Origin of the sequence: Pseudomonas sp. OA65 (genome assembly GCF_017498305.1) — a bacterium.
GTDB lineage: Bacteria > Pseudomonadota > Gammaproteobacteria > Pseudomonadales > Pseudomonadaceae > Aquipseudomonas > Aquipseudomonas zanjanensis.
The window spans coordinates 97166-115116 of record NZ_JAGDEZ010000001.1 but is presented as its reverse complement, the minus strand read 5'-3'; the positions used below and the strand labels follow the sequence as shown (position 1 = coordinate 115116).

18 protein-coding genes and 3 tRNA genes are annotated in these 17951 nt (G+C 58.6%); 7 read left to right on the top strand and 14 right to left on the bottom strand.

Annotation, left to right across the window (positions count from 1 at the left end):
* Positions 1-16: 16 nt before the first annotated feature.
* The 5 genes from J3361_RS00530 to tig form a co-directional block, all read right to left on the bottom strand.
* Positions 17-289, bottom strand: a complete 273-nt coding sequence (locus tag J3361_RS00530; protein ID WP_002552737.1) for an HU family DNA-binding protein — start codon at positions 287-289, stop codon at positions 17-19.
* 149 nt (positions 290-438) lie between these two features.
* The gene (gene lon / locus J3361_RS00525; RefSeq protein ID WP_053120840.1) at positions 439-2835 is read right to left on the bottom strand and encodes an endopeptidase La; all 2397 of its coding nucleotides are present in this window, start codon (positions 2833-2835) and stop codon (positions 439-441) included.
* A gap of 161 nt (positions 2836-2996) precedes the next feature.
* On the bottom strand, positions 2997-4280 hold the full coding sequence (gene clpX / locus J3361_RS00520; protein ID WP_063322129.1) for an ATP-dependent Clp protease ATP-binding subunit ClpX: 1284 nt from the start codon (positions 4278-4280) through the stop codon (positions 2997-2999).
* Positions 4281-4392: 112 nt separating this feature from the next.
* Positions 4393-5028, bottom strand: coding sequence for an ATP-dependent Clp endopeptidase proteolytic subunit ClpP (clpP, locus tag J3361_RS00515; protein WP_030140021.1), 636 nt, complete (start codon positions 5026-5028; stop codon positions 4393-4395).
* A 93-nt stretch (positions 5029-5121) separates the two neighbouring features.
* The gene (gene tig, locus J3361_RS00510) at positions 5122-6432 is read right to left on the bottom strand and encodes a trigger factor (protein WP_207961391.1); all 1311 of its coding nucleotides are present in this window, start codon (positions 6430-6432) and stop codon (positions 5122-5124) included.
* A 264-nt stretch (positions 6433-6696) separates the two neighbouring features.
* Here tig and J3361_RS00505 point away from each other — a divergent pair, with 264 nt between their 5' ends.
* Complete coding sequence (locus J3361_RS00505; RefSeq protein ID WP_207961389.1) at positions 6697-6843, top strand: hypothetical protein; 147 nt, start codon at positions 6697-6699, stop codon at positions 6841-6843.
* Between the two features lie 13 nt (positions 6844-6856).
* Here J3361_RS00505 and J3361_RS00500 read toward each other — a convergent pair.
* The 3 genes from J3361_RS00500 to J3361_RS00490 form a co-directional block, all read right to left on the bottom strand.
* Positions 6857-6941: transfer RNA gene (locus tag J3361_RS00500), tRNA-Leu, on the bottom strand.
* Positions 6942-6999: 58 nt separating this feature from the next.
* A tRNA-His gene (locus J3361_RS00495) sits at positions 7000-7075 on the bottom strand.
* A gap of 41 nt (positions 7076-7116) precedes the next feature.
* Positions 7117-7193: transfer RNA gene (locus J3361_RS00490), tRNA-Arg, on the bottom strand.
* Positions 7194-7474: 281 nt separating this feature from the next.
* Here J3361_RS00490 and folD point away from each other — a divergent pair.
* Together folD and pbpG are read left to right on the top strand one after the other, a co-directional pair.
* Entirely contained in the window at positions 7475-8329 is an 855-nt protein-coding gene (gene folD / locus J3361_RS00485; protein WP_053120836.1) for a bifunctional methylenetetrahydrofolate dehydrogenase/methenyltetrahydrofolate cyclohydrolase FolD, read from the top strand.
* Positions 8330-8688: 359 nt separating this feature from the next.
* Positions 8689-9627 (top strand): D-alanyl-D-alanine endopeptidase, encoded by a 939-nt coding sequence (pbpG, locus tag J3361_RS00480; RefSeq protein ID WP_207961387.1) that lies wholly within the window; start codon positions 8689-8691, stop codon positions 9625-9627.
* Between the two features lie 604 nt (positions 9628-10231).
* Here the strand turns inward: pbpG and J3361_RS00475 are convergent.
* Both J3361_RS00475 and J3361_RS00470 read right to left on the bottom strand, forming a co-directional pair.
* Positions 10232-10426, bottom strand: a complete 195-nt coding sequence (locus J3361_RS00475; RefSeq protein ID WP_207961385.1) for a DUF6021 family protein — start codon at positions 10424-10426, stop codon at positions 10232-10234.
* 101 nt (positions 10427-10527) lie between these two features.
* Positions 10528-11205 carry a peptidase C39 family protein gene (locus J3361_RS00470; protein ID WP_207961383.1) on the bottom strand — a complete coding sequence of 226 codons (678 nt, stop codon included), beginning with the start codon at positions 11203-11205 and terminating at the stop codon, positions 10528-10530.
* A gap of 223 nt (positions 11206-11428) precedes the next feature.
* On the opposite strand from J3361_RS00470, the gene J3361_RS00465 reads away from it, so the two are divergent.
* Positions 11429-11593, top strand: a complete 165-nt coding sequence (locus J3361_RS00465; RefSeq protein ID WP_207961381.1) for a hypothetical protein — start codon at positions 11429-11431, stop codon at positions 11591-11593.
* 86 nt (positions 11594-11679) lie between these two features.
* Here J3361_RS00465 and J3361_RS00460 read toward each other — a convergent pair whose 3' ends face one another.
* Together J3361_RS00460 and J3361_RS00455 are read right to left on the bottom strand one after the other, a co-directional pair.
* Complete coding sequence (locus tag J3361_RS00460; protein ID WP_207961379.1) at positions 11680-12429, bottom strand: TerC family protein; 750 nt, start codon at positions 12427-12429, stop codon at positions 11680-11682.
* Between the two features lie 27 nt (positions 12430-12456).
* Complete coding sequence (locus J3361_RS00455) at positions 12457-12708, bottom strand: hypothetical protein (RefSeq protein WP_207961832.1); 252 nt, start codon at positions 12706-12708, stop codon at positions 12457-12459.
* Between the two features lie 138 nt (positions 12709-12846).
* On the opposite strand from J3361_RS00455, the gene nhaR reads away from it, so the two are divergent.
* Positions 12847-13743: a transcriptional activator NhaR gene (gene nhaR, locus J3361_RS00450; RefSeq protein WP_063322135.1), complete on the top strand. Its 897-nt coding sequence runs from the start codon at positions 12847-12849 to the stop codon at positions 13741-13743.
* Here nhaR and J3361_RS00445 read toward each other — a convergent pair.
* Positions 13740-14900 carry an MFS transporter gene (locus J3361_RS00445; protein ID WP_207961378.1) on the bottom strand — a complete coding sequence of 387 codons (1161 nt, stop codon included), beginning with the start codon at positions 14898-14900 and terminating at the stop codon, positions 13740-13742. The genes nhaR and J3361_RS00445 overlap by 4 nt on opposite strands.
* 283 nt (positions 14901-15183) lie before the next feature.
* Here J3361_RS00445 and sstT point away from each other — a divergent pair, with 283 nt between their 5' ends.
* Positions 15184-16416 carry a serine/threonine transporter SstT gene (sstT, locus tag J3361_RS00440; protein WP_207961376.1) on the top strand — a complete coding sequence of 411 codons (1233 nt, stop codon included), beginning with the start codon at positions 15184-15186 and terminating at the stop codon, positions 16414-16416.
* 222 nt (positions 16417-16638) lie between these two features.
* On the opposite strand, the gene J3361_RS00435 is transcribed toward sstT, so the two are convergent.
* Complete coding sequence (locus J3361_RS00435; RefSeq protein WP_207961374.1) at positions 16639-17148, bottom strand: DUF1993 domain-containing protein; 510 nt, start codon at positions 17146-17148, stop codon at positions 16639-16641.
* Positions 17149-17278: 130 nt separating this feature from the next.
* On the opposite strand from J3361_RS00435, the gene J3361_RS00430 reads away from it, so the two are divergent.
* Positions 17279-17926 (top strand): DUF480 domain-containing protein, encoded by a 648-nt coding sequence (locus J3361_RS00430; protein ID WP_207961373.1) that lies wholly within the window; start codon positions 17279-17281, stop codon positions 17924-17926.
* Positions 17927-17951: the final 25 nt, after the last annotated feature.

Genomic DNA, 17951 nt, shown 5'->3' with positions numbered 1-17951 from the left:
TAAACTCAACGAAACCTTAGTTAACGGCTTCTTTCAGTGCTTTACCAGCTTTGAAGCCTGGCTTTTTGGCAGCAGCGATTTCCAGCGTCTTACCGGTCTGCGGGTTGCGACCGATACGAGCAGGACGATCGGTCACGGAGAAGGTGCCGAAACCAACCAGAACAACGGAGTCGCCAGCCTTGAGAGCGCCAGTGACGGATTCGATTACAGCGTCCAGCGCACGGCCAGCAGCAGCTTTCGGGATATCAGCGGATGCAGCGATAGCATCAATCAGTTCCGACTTGTTCACTCTAAGTCCCCTTATATCTATTTGAGATGATTCTAAGTTTTTTTGGTGAAAGCAAAAACGAGTGCTGAATGGCCTGCAGACACTTAAGAGCCGCTTTATAACAAGGGCTCTAAAAAACTGTCAAGGAAGGCCCCCCAGGCAAATGCGTATTAATGCGTGCTAATTCTTTCCTTAGAGTCAGACTCTCGCTTTTCTTCCTTCGCGACAATCTCCGGAGCCACATCCGGCAAGGGCTCCGGCGCGTATTGCAGCGCAATTTGCAGGACCTCGTCAATCCATTTAACGGGTTTGATCTGAAGATCTTGCTTGATGTTGTCAGGAATTTCCTTCAGATCGCGGACATTCTCTTCGGGAATGATCACGATCTTGATCCCGCCACGGTGTGCCGCCAGCAGTTTTTCCTTCAGGCCACCAATCGCCAGCACTTGCCCGCGCAGCGTAATTTCACCCGTCATGGCCACGTCGGCGCGCACCGGAATACCGGTCAAGGCCGAAACCAGCGCCGTGCACATGCCTACACCGGCGCTAGGGCCGTCCTTGGGCGTAGCCCCTTCAGGCATGTGGATATGGGTGTCGCGCTTCTCATGGAAGTCCAGGGGAATGCCCAGGCTCCGGGCGCGGCTGCGAACCACCGTCAGTGCCGCGGTGATCGACTCGACCATCACGTCGCCCAGGGAACCGGTCTTGATCAGTTGCCCCTTGCCCGGTACCACGGCCGCTTCGATGGTCAGCAATTCGCCACCGACCTGAGTCCACGCCAGGCCAGTCACCTGGCCGATCTGATCCTGCTGCTCGGCCAGGCCGTAGCGGAACTTGCGCACGCCCAGGAAGTGCTCCAACAGGTCCGAAGTGACCTTGACCGCGAAGCGTTTTTCCAGCGCATGTTCCTTGACCGCCTTGCGGCAAACCTTGGCGATCTGCCGCTCCAGGCCACGCACACCGGCTTCGCGGGTGTAGTAGCGGATGATGTCGCGAATCGCTTCCTCGTCGAACTCCAGCTCGCCTTTTTTCAGGCCATTGGCCTGGATCTGCTTGGGCGAAAGGTACTTCACGGCGATGTTGATCTTCTCGTCTTCGGTGTAGCCCGGCAGACGAATCACCTCCATCCGGTCCAGCAACGCTGGCGGAATGTTCATGGAGTTGGAGGTGCAGAGGAACATCACGTCCGACAGGTCGTAGTCGACCTCCAGGTAGTGATCGTTGAAGTTGTGGTTCTGCTCAGGATCGAGCACTTCGAGCAATGCAGAGGCGGGATCGCCGCGCATGTCGCTGCCCATCTTGTCGATTTCGTCCAGAAGGAACAGCGGATTGCGCACGCCGACCTTCGTCATCTTTTGAATCAATCTTCCTGGCATCGAACCGATGTAGGTACGACGATGGCCACGGATTTCCGCCTCGTCACGCACGCCACCCAGGGCCATGCGCACGAATTTACGGTTGGTCGCGTGGGCAATCGACTCTGCCAGGGAGGTTTTACCGACCCCGGGAGGACCGACCAGGCACAGGACCGGACCGCGAATTTTCTTCACGCGTTTCTGTACGGCGAGATACTCAAGGATACGTTCCTTGACCTCTTCCAGACCGTAATGGTCGGCGTCGAGGATGTCTTCGGCGCGTGCCAGGTCCAGACGCACCTTGCTCTGGGCTTTCCAAGGCACCTGGACCAGCCAGTCGATGTAGGAACGCACTACGGTGGCTTCGGCAGACATCGGCGACATTTGCTTGAGCTTGTTCAGCTCAGCCTGAGCCTTGGCCAAGGCATCCTTGGGCAAGCCGGCGGCATCGATGCGCTTTTTCAGCTCTTCGATTTCATTGTGGCCTTCGTCGCCATCGCCCAGCTCTTTCTGAATGGCCTTCATCTGCTCATTCAGGTAGTACTCGCGCTGGCTGCGCTCCATCTGCTTCTTGACGCGACCGCGAATGCGCTTCTCGACCTGCAACAGATCGATTTCGCCATCAAGCAATGCGAGCACGTGTTCGACACGGGCCGACAGATCGATAATCTCGAGAATTTCCTGCTTCTGCTCGATCTTGAGGGCCATGTGGGCCGCCATCGTATCGACCAGGCGCCCAGGCTCATCGATGCTGTTGAGCGACGACAGGACCTCTGCAGGCACTTTCTTGCCCAATTGCACGTACTGTTCGAATTGCGACAGCAGGCTCCGGACAAACACCTCTGATTCACGCTCGGGCGCATCGACTTCTTCGATCAGCGACACCTCGGCCCGGCAGTGGCCGTCCACTTCGCTGAAACGTTCGACAGTACCGCGCTGCTCGCCTTCGACCAGGACCTTGACGGTACCATCGGGCAACTTGAGCAACTGCAGAACCGTTGCAATCGTACCTACGCGATAAAGTGCATCTTCGCCGGGATCATCGTCGGCTGGATTTCTCTGAGCCAGCAGCAGAATCTGCTTGTCACCCGTCATCGCAGCCTCGAGGGCTTCGATGGACTTCTCGCGCCCCACGAACAGCGGGATAACCATGTGCGGATACACCACGACATCGCGCAATGGCAGGAGAGGCAATTCGATGGTTGTCTTCATGATTTCGCCTCTACGGCGGCCCTAGGGCCGGAAACAGATGGAAGTAAGCTTGAAACCAAGATGGGGGCAGCCTTGAAAAAAAACAAGCGCTAAGACACGTCTAAAACACGCTAAAAGCAAAGGGGCCCGAAGGCCCCTTCTTTATTCCGGCAGCGGGACGCTTAAGCGTCCGGCGCGGCCTTGGCAGCCGGCTCATTGTTTTCATAGATATACAATGGCTTGGACTTGCCTTCTATAACGCTTTCGTCGATCACGACTTTACTCACCTCGGACTGCGAGGGGATTTCATACATCGTGTCGAGCAATACGCCTTCGAGAATCGAGCGCAACCCACGGGCACCGGTCTTACGCTCCAGGGCACGTTTGGCGACCGATTTCAGCGCGTCGGAACGGAACTCCAGGTCTACACCTTCCATTTCGAATAACTTGGCATACTGCTTGGTCAGGGCGTTTTTCGGCTCGGTCAGAATCTGCATCAACGCCGCTTCATCCAACTCGTCCAGCGTCGCCAGGACCGGCAGACGACCGACGAATTCCGGGATCAGACCGAACTTGACCAAATCATCAGGTTCGACTTCACGCAGGGATTCACCGACTTTCTTGCCTTCTTCCTTGCTGCGCACTTCGGCGTTGAAACCGATACCACCACGGGTGGAACGGTTTTGAATAACCTTTTCCAGGCCGGAGAACGCACCGCCGCAGATGAACAGGATGTTACGGGTGTCGACTTGCAGGAATTCCTGCTGCGGATGCTTGCGACCACCTTGGGGTGGAACGGAAGCGACCGTACCTTCGATCAACTTGAGCAAGGCCTGCTGCACACCTTCACCGGAAACATCCCGGGTGATGGACGGGTTGTCGGACTTGCGGGAAATCTTGTCGATTTCGTCGATGTAGACAATGCCCATCTGGGCCTTTTCCACATCGTAATCGCACTTCTGCAACAACTTCTGAATGATGTTCTCGACGTCCTCACCAACATAACCCGCCTCGGTGAGGGTGGTTGCGTCGGCGATGGTGAACGGAACGTTCAGCAAGCGGGCCAGGGTTTCGGCAAGCAAGGTCTTACCCGAGCCTGTCGGGCCGATCAGCAAAATGTTGCTCTTGCCGAGTTCGACCTCGTCATTCTTTTTGTCACGCTGGTTCAGGCGCTTGTAGTGGTTGTACACCGCTACGGCCAGTACCTTTTTCGCACGTTCCTGACCAATCACATACTGATCAAGGATGCCGCTGATTTCTTTAGGCGAAGGCAATTTATGCGCGCTGCTCTCGGCCTGGGCTTCCTGCACCTCCTCGCGGATGATGTCATTGCACAGGTCGACGCACTCGTCGCAAATGAAGACCGAGGGGCCGGCAATCAATTTGCGCACTTCATGCTGGCTTTTGCCACAGAAGGAGCAATAAAGCAGTTTGCCGTTGTCCTCGCCGTTGCGGGTGTCAGTCATTCGATCGATCCAAATCCGATAGGCTTGCAACACAAGATGAAGGCAATTGCGGGCTTTTTCAAGCCCGCAGATGATCGGACCTGCCGATCAACCTCGTTTTGAGCTGCTTATTTTAAGCGGGGCGCTGGCTGATCACTTCATCGATCAGACCATATTCACGTGCGGCTTCAGCGCTCATGAAATTGTCCCGATTGGTATCGCGCTCGATTTCTTCAAGCGTGCGCCCGCTGTGCTTGGCCATCAACGTGTTGAGGCGCTCGCGGATGAAGAGGATTTCCTTGGCATGGATTTCGATATCCGATGCCTGGCCCTGGAAACCGCCCAGTGGCTGGTGAATCATCACGCGCGAGTTCGGCAGGCAGTAACGCTTGCCTTGAGCACCGGCGGTCAGCAAAAACGCGCCCATGCTGCACGCCTGACCAATACAGGTCGTCGAAACGTTAGGCTTGATGAACTGCATGGTGTCGTAGATCGACATGCCCGCCGTCACCGAACCGCCCGGGGAGTTGATATAGAGATGGATATCCTTGTCCGGGTTTTCGGCTTCAAGGAACAACAGTTGCGCACAGATCAGGTTGGCCATGTAGTCCTCTACCGGGCCCACCAGAAAGATGACGCGTTCCTTGAGCAGACGCGAGTAGATGTCATAGGCACGTTCGCCGCGGGCGGACTGCTCGATAACCATCGGGACCAGGCCGCCTGCGGCCTGGATGTCAGAGCTCTGCTGATAAAAAGAATTGCGGGACATGTCTCGCAGTCACTCCCAAATAGTTATGTCTTGAATACGCATAAGCCAGCACGAAGGCTGGCTTATGGGTGTTTATTTCTTACCGCAGAACCATCAATCGGCTTGTGGAGCTTCCACCGGCTTGACCGCTTCTTCGTAAGAGACCGCTTTATCGGTCACGCTAGCTTTCTGCAGAACAGTATCCACAACTTGTTCTTCCAGCACAACCGAACGGACTTCGTTCAGTTGCTGGTCGTTCTTGTAGTACCAGGACACGACTTGTTCAGGCTCTTGGTAGGCCGAGGCCATTTCCTGGATCAGCTCGCGAACACGGGCTTCGTCAGGCTTGAGCTCGAACTGCTTGACCACTTCGGCGACGATCAGGCCCAGCACGACGCGGCGCTTGGCTTGCTCTTCGAACAGCTCGGCAGGCAGTTGGTCCGGCTTGATGTTGCCACCGAACTGCTGAACAGCCTGCACGCGCAGACGGTTCACTTCGTTGTCCAGCAGGGCCTTTGGCACTTCGATCGGATTGGAAGCCAGCAGACCGTCCATGACCTGGTTCTTGACCTTGGACTTGATGGCCTGGCGCAGTTCACGCTCCATGTTCTTGCGAACTTCGGCGCGGAAACCTTCCAGACCGGTTTCCTTGATGCCGAACTGGGCGAAGAACTCTTCGTTCAGCTCAGGCAGTTTCGGCTCGGAAACGTTGTTTACGGTCACGGTGAACTCGGCGGCTTTGCCAGCCAGGTCCAGGTTCTGGTAGTCCTCAGGGAAGGTCACGTTCAGCACGCGCTCTTCACCGGCCTTGGCGCCAACCAGGCCATCTTCGAAGCCAGGGATCATGCGACCGGAGCCCAGTACCAGCTGGGTAGCCTTGGCGGAACCGCCAGCGAACACTTCACCGTCGACCTTGCCGACGAAATCGATGTTCAGTTGGTCTTCGTTCTGGGCAGCACGCTCGGTCACTTCGAAACGGGTGTTCTGCTTGCGCAGGATGTCCAGCATCTTGTCCAGGTCGGCATCCGACACGTCAGCGCTCAGGCGCTCGACGGCGATGGATTCGAAACCGGCAACCGTGAACTCCGGGAACACTTCGAAAGTAGCGACGAATTCCAGGTCCTTGCCTTTTTCCAGCACTTTAGGCTCGACGGACGGCGCGCCGGCCGGGTTCAGCTTCTGCTCGACGACCGCTTCGTAGAACGAAGACTGGATCACGTCGCCCACGGCTTCCTGACGCGCATCAGCTTCGTAACGCTGACGGATCACGCTCATTGGCACTTTGCCTGGGCGGAAACCTGGGATTTTGGCCTTTTGGGCAGTCTGCTGCAGACGCTTGTTGACCTGAGTCTCGATGCGCTCAGCCGGCACGGTGATGCTCATGCGGCGCTCAAGAGCAGAAGTATTTTCAACAGAAACTTGCATGGATATTCCTCGTTGCACAGACGTTGGCCGGGCGTTTCCGACCCCAGAATCAAGGGCATGCATTCTAGTAGGTCAAACTCAAGAAGTCACCCTACTGAAAACGCGCTGGAAACAGGCGCCGGATTTAGGACGGGACAAACGGTCATGCCCCGCCCGGATTGCAAATACAGTCGATTCAGTCCAGGGCTCTGCGCCAACGCTTCTATATATAGAAGCGGCGTGTCCGATCGCGCAGCGTCCCGCCCCACAAGGAGACCGACGGGCATGCTACGCATCATCACGAAACATATTCGCGACAACCCGTCCGCTGCGCTCAACCGCAAAAAAACAGCGCCGACGCCAGACACAGAACCACCGAAAACAAAAACGGCGCAGCCCTTTTCAGGTACTGCGCCGTTTTCTGCTATTTAAATAGCGACTTGTATGGTGCGGACGGAGAGACTCGAACTCTCACACCTTGCGGCGCTGGAACCTAAATCCAGTGTGTCTACCAATTCCACCACATCCGCGTATCAAGCTTTTAAAGCAAAGGCGCCAGATTGTTAGATCTGGCGCCTTTCTAGAATATGGGGTGGACGATGGGGATCGAACCCACGACAACGGGAGTCACAATCCCGTGCTCTACCAACTGAGCTACGCCCACCATATTGCCTTGTTGCCTTACTTGTGCCAAAGCTGCCTAATTGGCGCACCCGGCAGGACTCGAACCTGCGACCATCCGCTTAGAAGGCGGATGCTCTATCCAGCTGAGCTACGGGCGCCTTTTTAATCTGTATTCTTGGACGATTACAAACTAAGTGCTTTCAGTTTTGCCGAGTTGAAACAACCAACTCCGCTCAACCTTCTTAACCAGTGCTAGGCTGTGCCCGACAAGTGCGACGAATGTTATAGACGGCCTGATAGGTCGTCAACTCTTTTTTAAAAAAAATTCATTTAATTAAAGGGGTTAGGGGAATTTGCAGACCAAGCGCCTTTGCCCTCACGCCCCGGCGTGCGAGAATGCGCTCTCTTTTTTTCCCCTCTCGATGGTTAACCACGCGCAATGACTGCACAACTTATCGACGGCAAATCGATCGCCGCCAGCCTGCGCCAGCAGATCGCCCAACGAGTCACCGAGCGCCGCCAGCAAGGCCTGCGCACGCCCGGCCTTGCGGTGATCCTGGTCGGCAGCGATCCTGCCTCTCAGGTTTATGTCTCGCACAAGCGTAAAGACTGTGAAGAGGTCGGCTTCCTTTCCCAGGCCTACGACCTGCCTTCCGAAACCACCCAGCAAGCGTTGGCCGATCTGATCGATCGCCTGAACGACGATCCGAACATCGACGGTGTTCTGCTCCAGTTGCCGCTGCCTGAACACCTCGACGCCTCCAAGCTGCTGGAGCGTATCCGTCCAGACAAAGACGTCGACGGCTTCCATCCTTATAACGTCGGCCGCCTGGCCCAGCGTATCCCACTGCTTCGCCCCTGCACCCCCAAGGGCATCATGACCTTGCTGGAAAGCACTGGCGTGGACCTGTATGGCCTTGATGCCGTGGTGGTGGGTGCGTCCAACATCGTTGGTCGCCCGATGGCCATGGAGTTGCTGCTGGCCGGCTGCACCGTGACCGTGACCCATCGCTTCACCAAGGACCTGGCCGGCCATGTCGGCCGTGCCGACCTGGTGGTAGTGGCCGCCGGCAAACCCGGCCTGGTCAGGGGTGAGTGGATCAAGGAGGGCGCCATCGTCATCGACGTGGGCATCAATCGCCAGGACGACGGCAAGCTGGTGGGCGACGTGGTCTACGAGACCGCCCTGCCCCGCGCTGGCTGGATCACCCCGGTACCCGGCGGCGTCGGCCCGATGACCCGCGCCTGCTTGCTGGAAAACACCTTGTACGCGGCTGAAACGCTGCATAGCTGACATATCGCTTCAATCCAGCCATAAACCCTGTGGGAGCGAGCCTGCTCGCGATAGCTTGGGATCAGCCAATATCAATGCTGGCTGAAACTCCGCTATCGCGAGCAGGCTCGCTCCCACAAGCGTTTTTGTCGCCTGATCCTTATCGACAGGCGTTGGCCTGTGCCGCGATTCCCTCGATCGCGCAAATTACGAATTTTTCAAATTCGATTCGTCAGAATCCCCTCCATTAAACTTTATTTATTCACAACCCCCGGCGGTACAGGCATATAGCGCTGCTGTCGCCCATACTCCTAGAATGCGACGTTTTTTTTTAAAAGTCGTTGCTCAACGGCACCTTCAACTCCATCGAGTCTACTCGCGTGAAAATCCGTCTTTCGATCATCAGCCTGTTCATCGCTCTCACAGGCCCCTTTATCACGCAAAACGTCGTTGCACAGGAAACTATCGCGGCCCCACGGGACACGGCCAAGCTGCAAGTTGCCTCGGGCAGTGCAATGTTGTTGGACCTGCAGACGGATAAGGTCGTCTATTCGAGCAACCCGGACGTGGTGGTACCGATCGCTTCGGTGACCAAGTTGATGACTGGCCTGATCGTGCTGGATGCCAAGCAGAACCTGGATGAATACATTTCCATCACCATCGCCAACACCCCAGAGATGAAGGGCGTGTTTTCCCGGGTCAAGCTCAACAGCGAACTGTCACGCCGGGACGTGCTGCTGATCGCCCTGATGTCCTCGGAAAACCGCGCCGCCGCCAGCCTCGCCCACCACTATCCGGGCGGCTATGCGGCGTTCATCGCCGCCATGAACGCCAAGGCCAAGGCGTTGGGCATGACCAGCACGCATTACGTCGAGCCGACGGGCCTGTCGATCCACAACGTCTCCACTGCCAGGGACCTGACCAAGTTGCTGATCGCCGCCCGCAAGTACCCGCTGCTGAGCGAATTGAGTACAACCAAGGAAAAGACCGTTACCTTCCGCAAACCGGTGTATAGCCTGGGGTTTCGCAATACCGATCACTTGGTTCACAAGGCCAACTGGGATATCCAGTTGACCAAGACCGGCTTTACCAACCAGGCCGGCCACTGCCTGGTGCTGGTGACGAAGATGGGCAATCGCCCGATGGCGCTGGTGATCCTCGATGCGTTCGGCAAGTACACGCACTTCGCCGACGCCAGCCGGATTCGTAGCTGGGTGGAAACCGGAAAAAGCTCCGCCGTGCCGGCGGTGGCCCTGCAATACAAGGCCGCCAAGAATCTCAAGAGCCGCCAGAGTGGGGTGGTGGAAGCCTCCAAGTAATCCACGAATCAAAAAGCTCCGACTCGTAACGGGGCGCCCGAGATCAACGTCCATCGCGAGGCGGCCTGATAGCCGACCTGGCTCTTGATGGGATCGCGTTTCTTCTGTGGGAGCGGGCTTGCTCGCGAAAGCGGTGTGTCAGTTGACGGTGATGTTGTTGGGCCGGCCTCTTCGCGAGCAAGCCCGCTCCCACAGTGAATCTTGGGTGCTCATGAGTCTCGTGTTCACCGCAGGCCCATTGTGGGAGCGAGCCTGCTCGCGAAAGCGGTGCGCCAGTTGCGAGGATGCTGGATGTGCCGGCCTCTTCGCGAGCAGGCTCGCTCCCACAAGGAATCTTGGGTGCTCATGAGTCTTGTGTTCACCGCAGGCCCATCGTGGGAGCGAGCTTGCTCGCGATGGCGGTGGTTCAGCTAATAGCCGAAGTGAGGGCACACCGAGCCTAGGCGAGGTGCCGAGTGGTGGGGCAAAGCGCTTTTGGTTACTTTTGGCTGGTCCGGCTCCCGGCTCTTCCAAAAGTGAGCCGCCGTAAGGGCGGAACCCTAAGCCGCCGTTACCGCAGCAATGGATATACACACCAAACCAAGCCGCTCAGAACAGATAACGCCTAGGCCTTCAAGTCACCCAGCGGATCATAAGGCTCAGGCTTTCGCTCATCCTTCTTATCCAGCGGCGCCTTGGCCGGCCCGACCGGATCGACCTGGGGATCCTCAAGGTCCGGCGAGTCCGGATCGAATCCCAAATCATCACCACTGGAATGCTCGGATGAATGTGGCCCCGTAGGTGTTTTCGACTGTGCCATGCGTGCCTCCTCCTATCACGGTCGGAAAAATGCCCAACCCTGACGATAAGAGCCTCAGCCCTGCCAGGTCGTGCCCGGCAAGTGACGAACGGAATGAACGATCAATGCGCGGCACCGAGAGCCTTGGTGGCACGCGCCGCTGCTTGCTCCTGCCCTGCCCCGGCCAGATCGGCCGCCGCTTTCAGCCAACGCTGTGAGTCGACATTGGCCGGAAGCTGCGTAGGCCGCTGAACCAGCACCGCCCAGCCGCCCGCGCTCTGGAAGGCCGATTCGAAAGCACTGAAACTCATCAACTGCCGGCGATTCATACCTGCGCGCAATAACACCGTCTGTTTCTGGCGGTTGTAGCCGGCGAGAATCCCATACCGAGGCTCGGCCCAAAACGCCGAACCATCGACATAGCGCACCAGCACTGGATACCCCGCCGCGACCTGCTCCAACAGCGCGGGCAGCTTGGCGTCGAGGGGATACACCAACAACCCGTATTCGCGCGCCAAGTTTTGCATATTCTGCTGCAAACCGGCTTCGCCACCCGGCAGGTGCAACGGTTTCTCCAGCAGCCCCGGCGTGATCACCGTACCTTGCAACGTCAGCAGGGCAGCGAGGGACTGCGGCGCGCCCTGGTGCATTTCGCCACGATAGAACGGCACGCTGTTGAGTTCCACCCGTTCGGGCAGGCGCTGGATCTGCGGCGATACGCTGCCCGCGCAGCCCGCCAGGGCGACGAGGCAGGACACCGCCAGTACCAGTGATCGAAACGATGGAATGACTGGCGACATGATGACTCTCTTGTTCAGGTGCCCGGCATCCGGGCCAGGCTTGGGTCGACGATCATAAGGTGCGCACCGCGCCGGGTATAGCCATAACAATCGTTTTAAAAGGGCGATAGAACGAACCGATCCGTCCCCAGTGCCATACATCGACAAGCTGCAACACTTGAGCGACTAGACTGTCCATTGTACTGGGTGCGTTATCCCGAACCGGGGTTAGAAGGAGGCACGAATGAGCCTGACGACGACAATCCTGATGCTGATATTCGGCTGGCTGAGCGTAGCCACGGCCATGCTGTGGGGGGTGCTTCGAATCGCTCGACGCCACCATCACGCACCACCTGCGCCATCGGCAAAAGCCGCCAAACCTGCCCGGCACCACGCCGCCGCGCACTGACCTCTGACGCTCAAACCCATCGTTCTCAAGTCCAAAAAAAAGCCACCCGGGCCTGGACCCGGGTGGCTTCTGTCTACTGCCTGGAATCAGGCGTTGTCGGGCAATGCCTTTTCCTTGGCCCTGCGGGACAGCATATTCAACACTTCGATCGCCGCCGAGAACGCCATGGCCGCATAGATATAGCCTTTCGGTACATGGGCGCCGAAACCTTCAGCGATCAGCGTCATGCCGATCATGATCAGGAAGCCCAGGGCCAGCATGACGACCGTCGGGTTGTCATTGATGAACTTGGCGAGCGGTTCGGCCGCCAGCAGCATCACCAGCACCGATACGACGACGGCGATGATCATGATCGGCAAATGCTCGGTCATGCCCACGGCGGTGATGATGCTGTCGATGGAGAACACCAAGTCCAACATCAGGATCTGACCGATGGCTGCGGCAAAGCCCAGGGTGACGCCGGACGTGGCCGACTTGGGGTCATCCGGCGCCGGGTCCATGCTGTGGTGGATTTCAGTGGTCGCTTTCCACAGCAGGAACAGGCCGCCGGCAATCAGGATCATGTCCTTCCAGGAAAACGCCTGGCCGAGGATTTCGATGACCGGTTCGGTCAACTGCACAATGAACGCAATGGTGCTCAACAAGCCCAGGCGCAGGATCAGCGCCATGCCAATACCGATCCGCCGCGCCTTGGCACGATGCTGTTCGGGCAGCTTGTTGGTCAGAATCGAAATGAAGATCAGGTTATCGATGCCAAGCACGATTTCCATCACGACCAGAGTCGCCAGGGCGATCCACGCGGTGGGGCTGGCGGCGAGCTGTAAAAGATAATCCATGGGTCAGTCCTGACTGATGTGACGCGTTTAGATGGTTTTGGTAGGGGTTTGTGTTTCGTCAGCTTCGTCCGCCGGCTCTTTCTTCGGGCTGATCAAGCCGCCGGTGGCTTCGCTGATCGCCTGTTCGGCGGCCTTATGGGTATCGTCGATGGCCTGCTTGGCGGTTTCCGCAGCCTGCCCCATTAACTGTTGGGCACTTTTTTCCGCCTGTTCACAGCCAGCCAGTGTCGTTGCCGACATCACCAACAGGGCTGCAAGCGCCAGGGATTTATAGGTCATGGAATAAATGCCTCTTGAAGAATAGAAGGAGCTCGAAAGTGGCCCACCAATGGCCAGGCATTCTAGAGAGACGAATACTTCAGGAAAATTCGTATTTTCAGCGGTTATACTTCGGTTTTTACGAAGCAATGTGATCCCATGCTCAATTATCGACAGTTGCATTACTTCTGGGTCGTGGCGAAAACCGGCAGCATCGTGCGGGCGTGCGAGCAGTTGAACCTGACCCCACAGACCATCAGCGGGCAGATTTCCCTGTTCGAGCAAACCTATAACATCAAATTATTTCGTCGTGTCGGGCGGCAGTTGGAACTGACCGAAGCCGGCCGCCAGACCTTGCCCTACGCCGAGCACATGTTCCAGCTGGGCGGTGAGCTGGAACTGATGCTGAGGGCCCAGCCCAACGAGCAGCAAACCCTGTTCCGGGTCGGGGTGGCGGATGTGGTGCCCAAATCCATCGTCTATCGACTCTTGGCGCCAACCATGGAATTGAGTGAGCCGCTGCGCATCACCTGTCGCGAGGACAAGCTCGAACGGCTGCTGGCGGACCTGGCGATCCAGCGCCTAGACCTGGTGATTTCCGACAGCCCCATGCCGACCCACCTGGACATCAAGGGCTACAGCCAGAAACTGGGGGAATGCGGGATCAGTTTTTTCGCCACTGCCGCGCTGGCCGAACGCTACGGGCAGGATTTCCCCCATGGCCTACATGACGCTCCGCTGCTGATTCCCGGGCCGGAAACCGTGGTGCGCAGCCGCTTGCAACGCTGGTTCGCCGAGCAACAGATCCAACCGCGTATCGTTGGCGAATTCGATGACAGCGCCTTGATGCAGGCCTTTGGTCAATCAGGCAGTGGGATTTTCATAGGCCCGAGCGTGATCGCCGAAGAGGTCAAGCGTCAGTACGGCGTAGAAGTGATCGGTCAGACCGATGCGGTGAGCGAATCCTTCTACGCCATTTCCGTGGAACGCAAGGTCAGCCATCCTGGCATCGTTGCGATTGCCGAAGGCGCCCGTCGCGAGTTGTTCAGCGCTTAGTTATCCAGGCAAGTCGCGCGGGGCTTGAAAGTCATCAGGAGCAACGCCAGCAGAATCGAGACGAAGATGAACCCGGCCGCCGCGAACCCGACACTGCCCAGGCCCAGGGTATCGATGACCCGGCCACCGATCATCGCCCCCAGGCCAATCCCCAGGTTGGCCCCGGCGATGTTCAACGAGGCGGCAAACGCCGGGGCTTGCGGGGCCGCCTTCATCAGCCGCACATGGCTGACCAGGAACAACGCGGCCTGGGTCACGCCCCAGATGCCCATCGCCGCCGCCAGCGCGAGGGGTGAATGAATGCTTGGGACCAACGCCACCATGCCGCCGATCAGGAACAGGCAGAACACCATCGATGCAATCAGCGGATGGCGGTCCACCGCACGGCCGCCCAAGGAGTTGCCCAACAGCCCGACGGCGCCGAAGCCCATCAGGCACCAGCCCACCAGGGTGCCATCGAAGCCGGCCAGACGCTCGAGGATATCCGCCAGATAGGTGTAGGCGGTGAACATGCCGCTGAACACCAGGATCGACAACAGCACGTGCCCTTGCATCAACGGGCTGCGCAGGATCTTCAATTGCGAACGGAAGCTCACCTGATGCTGGTGCAGGTTGGTTTTCGGCAAATAAATAAACAGCAACAAGGCCTTGGCGAAGGCAATGACCGCCAGGATCGCGAACGCACTGCGCCAGCCAAATGCATCGGCGATCAACGTGCCGACTGGAATGCCGAACACGGTGGCACAGACGATGCCGAAGCCGATCCGGGCGATGGCCCGCCCGGCCAGTTGCGGCCCGACAATGTCCACCGCCGTTTCACTGGCCAGGGCCCAGAACACCGGCAGGCCCAAGGCCGGAATCAACCGAGCAACGGCCATCACCCAGATGTTAGGGGCATAGGTGGCCAGCAGGTTGGCCAGGCCGAACATCACCAGCACGCTGATAAACAGCTTGCGCCGCTCGAAGCGGGCGAACCAGGCCGTGAGGAACGGCCCGAACGCCGCCACCGTAAACGCGAACAACGTCACCAGCAGCCCAGCCTGGGGAATGCTGACGTGCAGGTCGCGGGCGATGGAGGGTAACAGGCCGACGATGACGAATTCCGTGGTCAGCACGGTGAAACCGGCGGCCGACAGCAGGAAAATGGGTAACAACATGCAGAACTCCAGCGAAACGACGACACCAGCGGTTAGCCGAAAGGCCCGCTGGCGGAAAGAAGGTGAGAACGGCAAAGCCTAACAGAATGCACGCGTCTTACAAACGCACCTCATGGCCCGGATAAGGGTGACGGACTGTCACAGGTCCGTCAGATTTATTACCGGCTGTGCTAAAGTCCGCGGCCTGCAAACGCCGTACTTTCTCTCGGTCCGCTCATGTGGCCTGCCCGCTTGTTGCCCTGAACCGTCGACCGTTGAACACAATAAAATCAGAGATGCCGCTATGACAGCTTCGTCCGTTACCCCTTTGCAACGCCTTAAACGCACCAGCCTGGTGACGCAAATCATCATTGGCCTGATCGCCGGTATTGTCCTGGCATGGCTGGCGCCCGACGTGGCCAAGTCCAGCGCCTTCATCGGCAACGTCTTCGTCTCCGCGCTCAAGGCCGTGGCGCCGATCCTGGTGTTCGTGCTGGTCATGGCGTCGATCGCCAACCACAAGCACGGCCAGGAAACCCATATCCGCCCCATCTTGTTCCTCTACCTGCTGGGCACCTTCGCCGCGGCGGTGGTCGCGGTGGTTGCCAGTATGTTGTTTCCGTCCAGCCTGGTGCTGACCACCCATGACGTTGCCGTCACCGCACCCGGCGGCATCAGCGAGGTGCTGCAAAGCCTGTTGCTGAGCGTGGTGGATAACCCGGTCCGGGCACTGATGAACGGTAACTTCATCGGCATCCTGGCTTGGGCCATCGGCATGGGCATCGCCATTCGTCATGCTGGCCAGACCACGCGCACCGTGCTCGAAGACCTGTCCAACGGCGTGACCGTGATCGTGCGCCTGGTGATCCGCTTCGCCCCACTGGGGATCTTCGGCCTGGTGGCCTCGACCCTGGCCACGTCCGGCTTCGGCGCCCTGCTCGGCTACCTGCACCTGCTGACCGTGCTGATCGGTTGCATGCTGTTCGTGGCGTTGGTGGTCAACCCACTCATCGTATTCTGGAAACTGCGTCGCAACCCTTATCCACTGGTGTTCACCTGCCTGCGCGAGAGTGGCATCACAGCCTTTTTTACCCGCAGCTCGGCGGCGAATATCCCGGTGAACCTGGAACTGAGCAAACGCCTGGGTCTGCACGAAGATACTTATTCGGTGTCGATCCCACTGGGCGCGACCATCAACATGGCCGGCGCAGCCATCACCATCACCGTACTGGCCCTCGCGGCCGTGCATACCTTGGGTATTGCGGTTGACCTGCCAACGGCCGTGCTGCTGAGCGTTGTCGCTGCCATTTGCGCCTGCGGTGCGTCCGGGGTCGCCGGCGGTTCGCTGTTGCTGATTCCCCTGGCGTGCAGCCTGTTTGGCATTCCCAGTGAAATCGCCATGCAAGTGGTCGCTGTGGGTTTCATCATCGGTGTCCTGCAAGACTCGGCGGAGACAGCGTTGAACTCGTCGACGGATGTGCTGTTCACGGCAGCGGCGTGCCTGGGTGAGGAAGCGAAGCTGGCGCGTACGGCGTAATCAGGAAGGAACTGAATCTTGCGGTGTCGGTGCTGCCCTCATCGCGAGCAGGCTCGCTCCCACAGTGGATCTGTGTCAGCCGCAAAACCTTGTGGGAGCGAGCCTGCTCGCGATAGCGCCAGATCGCTCACCGCCAATTAGCATGCTTAACCACCTAGACTGCAGCCACAAAAAAGCCCGGGAACGGCCCAAACCGTCCCGGGCTTTTTCTTGCCTGAGGGTTTAGAACGCGCCCATGTAGTCGCGCTTGCCCACTTCCACGCCATTGTGACGCAGCAAGGCATAGGTGGTAGTGACGTGGAAGAAGAACTGCGGCAGGCCGTAGGTCAGCAGGTAGTTCTGGCCGCTGAAGCGCTTCTCCTTCGGTGTCCCCGGTCGGGTGACGATTTCGATGCCTTCCTTGCCATCGATCTGCGCAGGGCTGATGCCATCGATAAAGGCCAATACCTTGGCGATCAGGGCTTGCAACTCGGCGAAAGTGGTCTCGCTGTCGTCATACTTCGGCACCTCGACCTCAGCCAGGCGCGCGGACACACCCTTGGCGAAATCCACCGCGATCTGCACCTGGCGCACCAGCGGGAACATGTCCGGGTACAGGCGGGCTTGCAGGAAAGCGTTCGGGTCGATGTTCTTCGCGGTGGCGTGGGCTTCGGCCTTGTTCAGAACGTCGCTCAACGCATTGAGCATCTGCTTGAAAACCGGGACGGAAGCGGCGTACAGGGAAATAGTCATGGCAATCTCATGCAGGTGGCAGGAAAGAATGAATCAAACGGCAGCGATTATAGCCACGGCGGGTTGCACGGCTTGTCTTTTATTGCGCAAGGATTAGGCTAGGCGGCTTCCACAGCATAGGGAACGCGCGATGAGCATCGAAGAACAACAGCAGGCTGAAGAACCACGGCTCAATAGCACGGAAATCCGCATCCTCGGCGCGCTGGTCGAGAAACAGGCCACCAACCCCGAGACCTACCCGCTGACCCTCAACGCCCTGGTACTGGCCTGCAACCAGAAAACCAGCCGCGAGCCGGTGATGAACCTCAATCCCGGCCAGGTCGGCCAGAGCCTGCGGGCGCTGGAAGGTCGCGGCTTTACCAAGCTGGTGATGGGCAGCCGCGCCGACCGCTGGGAACATCGGGTCGACAAAGCCCTGGAGCTGGTGCCGGCCCAAGTGGTCCTGATGGGCCTGCTGTTCTTGCGAGGCCCGCAAACGGTCAATGAGTTGCTGACCCGCAGCGGACGGATGCACGACTTCGAAGACACCGAGCAAGTGGTGCACCAGCTCGAACGCCTGATCGCCCGGGGGCTGGCGCTGCTCGTGCCACGCCAGGCCGGCCAGCGCGAGGACCGCTATGTGCACGCCATGGGCGATCCGGCGGACATCGAAGCGATTCTCGCCGCCCGCCAGCACCCGGTGGAGCGTGGCGCGGGCGGCGGTGTCTCGCTGGAGCGCATCGAAGAGCTCGAAGCGCGGATCGCCGCACTGGAAGAACGCCTGGCAAGACTGGAGTAACTTACTGGAATTCCGGCAGGAGCTG

Coding starts and splice junctions, on each gene's coding strand:
- lon (WP_053120840.1), bottom strand. CDS start 2,835: ATGAAGACAACCATCGAATTGCCTCTCCTGCCATTGCGCGATGTCGTG.
- clpX (WP_063322129.1), bottom strand. CDS start 4,280: ATGACTGACACCCGCAACGGCGAGGACAACGGCAAACTGCTTTATTGC.
- clpP (WP_030140021.1), bottom strand. CDS start 5,028: ATGTCCCGCAATTCTTTTTATCAGCAGAGCTCTGACATCCAGGCCGCA.
- tig (WP_207961391.1), bottom strand. CDS start 6,432: ATGCAAGTTTCTGTTGAAAATACTTCTGCTCTTGAGCGCCGCATGAGC.
- J3361_RS00505 (WP_207961389.1), top strand. CDS start 6,697: ATGCTACGCATCATCACGAAACATATTCGCGACAACCCGTCCGCTGCG.
- folD (WP_053120836.1), top strand. CDS start 7,475: ATGACTGCACAACTTATCGACGGCAAATCGATCGCCGCCAGCCTGCGC.
- J3361_RS00475 (WP_207961385.1), bottom strand. CDS start 10,426: ATGGCACAGTCGAAAACACCTACGGGGCCACATTCATCCGAGCATTCC.
- J3361_RS00470 (WP_207961383.1), bottom strand. CDS start 11,205: ATGTCGCCAGTCATTCCATCGTTTCGATCACTGGTACTGGCGGTGTCC.
- J3361_RS00465 (WP_207961381.1), top strand. CDS start 11,429: ATGAGCCTGACGACGACAATCCTGATGCTGATATTCGGCTGGCTGAGC.
- J3361_RS00460 (WP_207961379.1), bottom strand. CDS start 12,429: ATGGATTATCTTTTACAGCTCGCCGCCAGCCCCACCGCGTGGATCGCC.
- J3361_RS00455 (WP_207961832.1), bottom strand. CDS start 12,708: ATGACCTATAAATCCCTGGCGCTTGCAGCCCTGTTGGTGATGTCGGCA.
- nhaR (WP_063322135.1), top strand. CDS start 12,847: ATGCTCAATTATCGACAGTTGCATTACTTCTGGGTCGTGGCGAAAACC.
- J3361_RS00445 (WP_207961378.1), bottom strand. CDS start 14,900: ATGTTGTTACCCATTTTCCTGCTGTCGGCCGCCGGTTTCACCGTGCTG.
- sstT (WP_207961376.1), top strand. CDS start 15,184: ATGACAGCTTCGTCCGTTACCCCTTTGCAACGCCTTAAACGCACCAGC.
- J3361_RS00435 (WP_207961374.1), bottom strand. CDS start 17,148: ATGACTATTTCCCTGTACGCCGCTTCCGTCCCGGTTTTCAAGCAGATG.
- J3361_RS00430 (WP_207961373.1), top strand. CDS start 17,279: ATGAGCATCGAAGAACAACAGCAGGCTGAAGAACCACGGCTCAATAGC.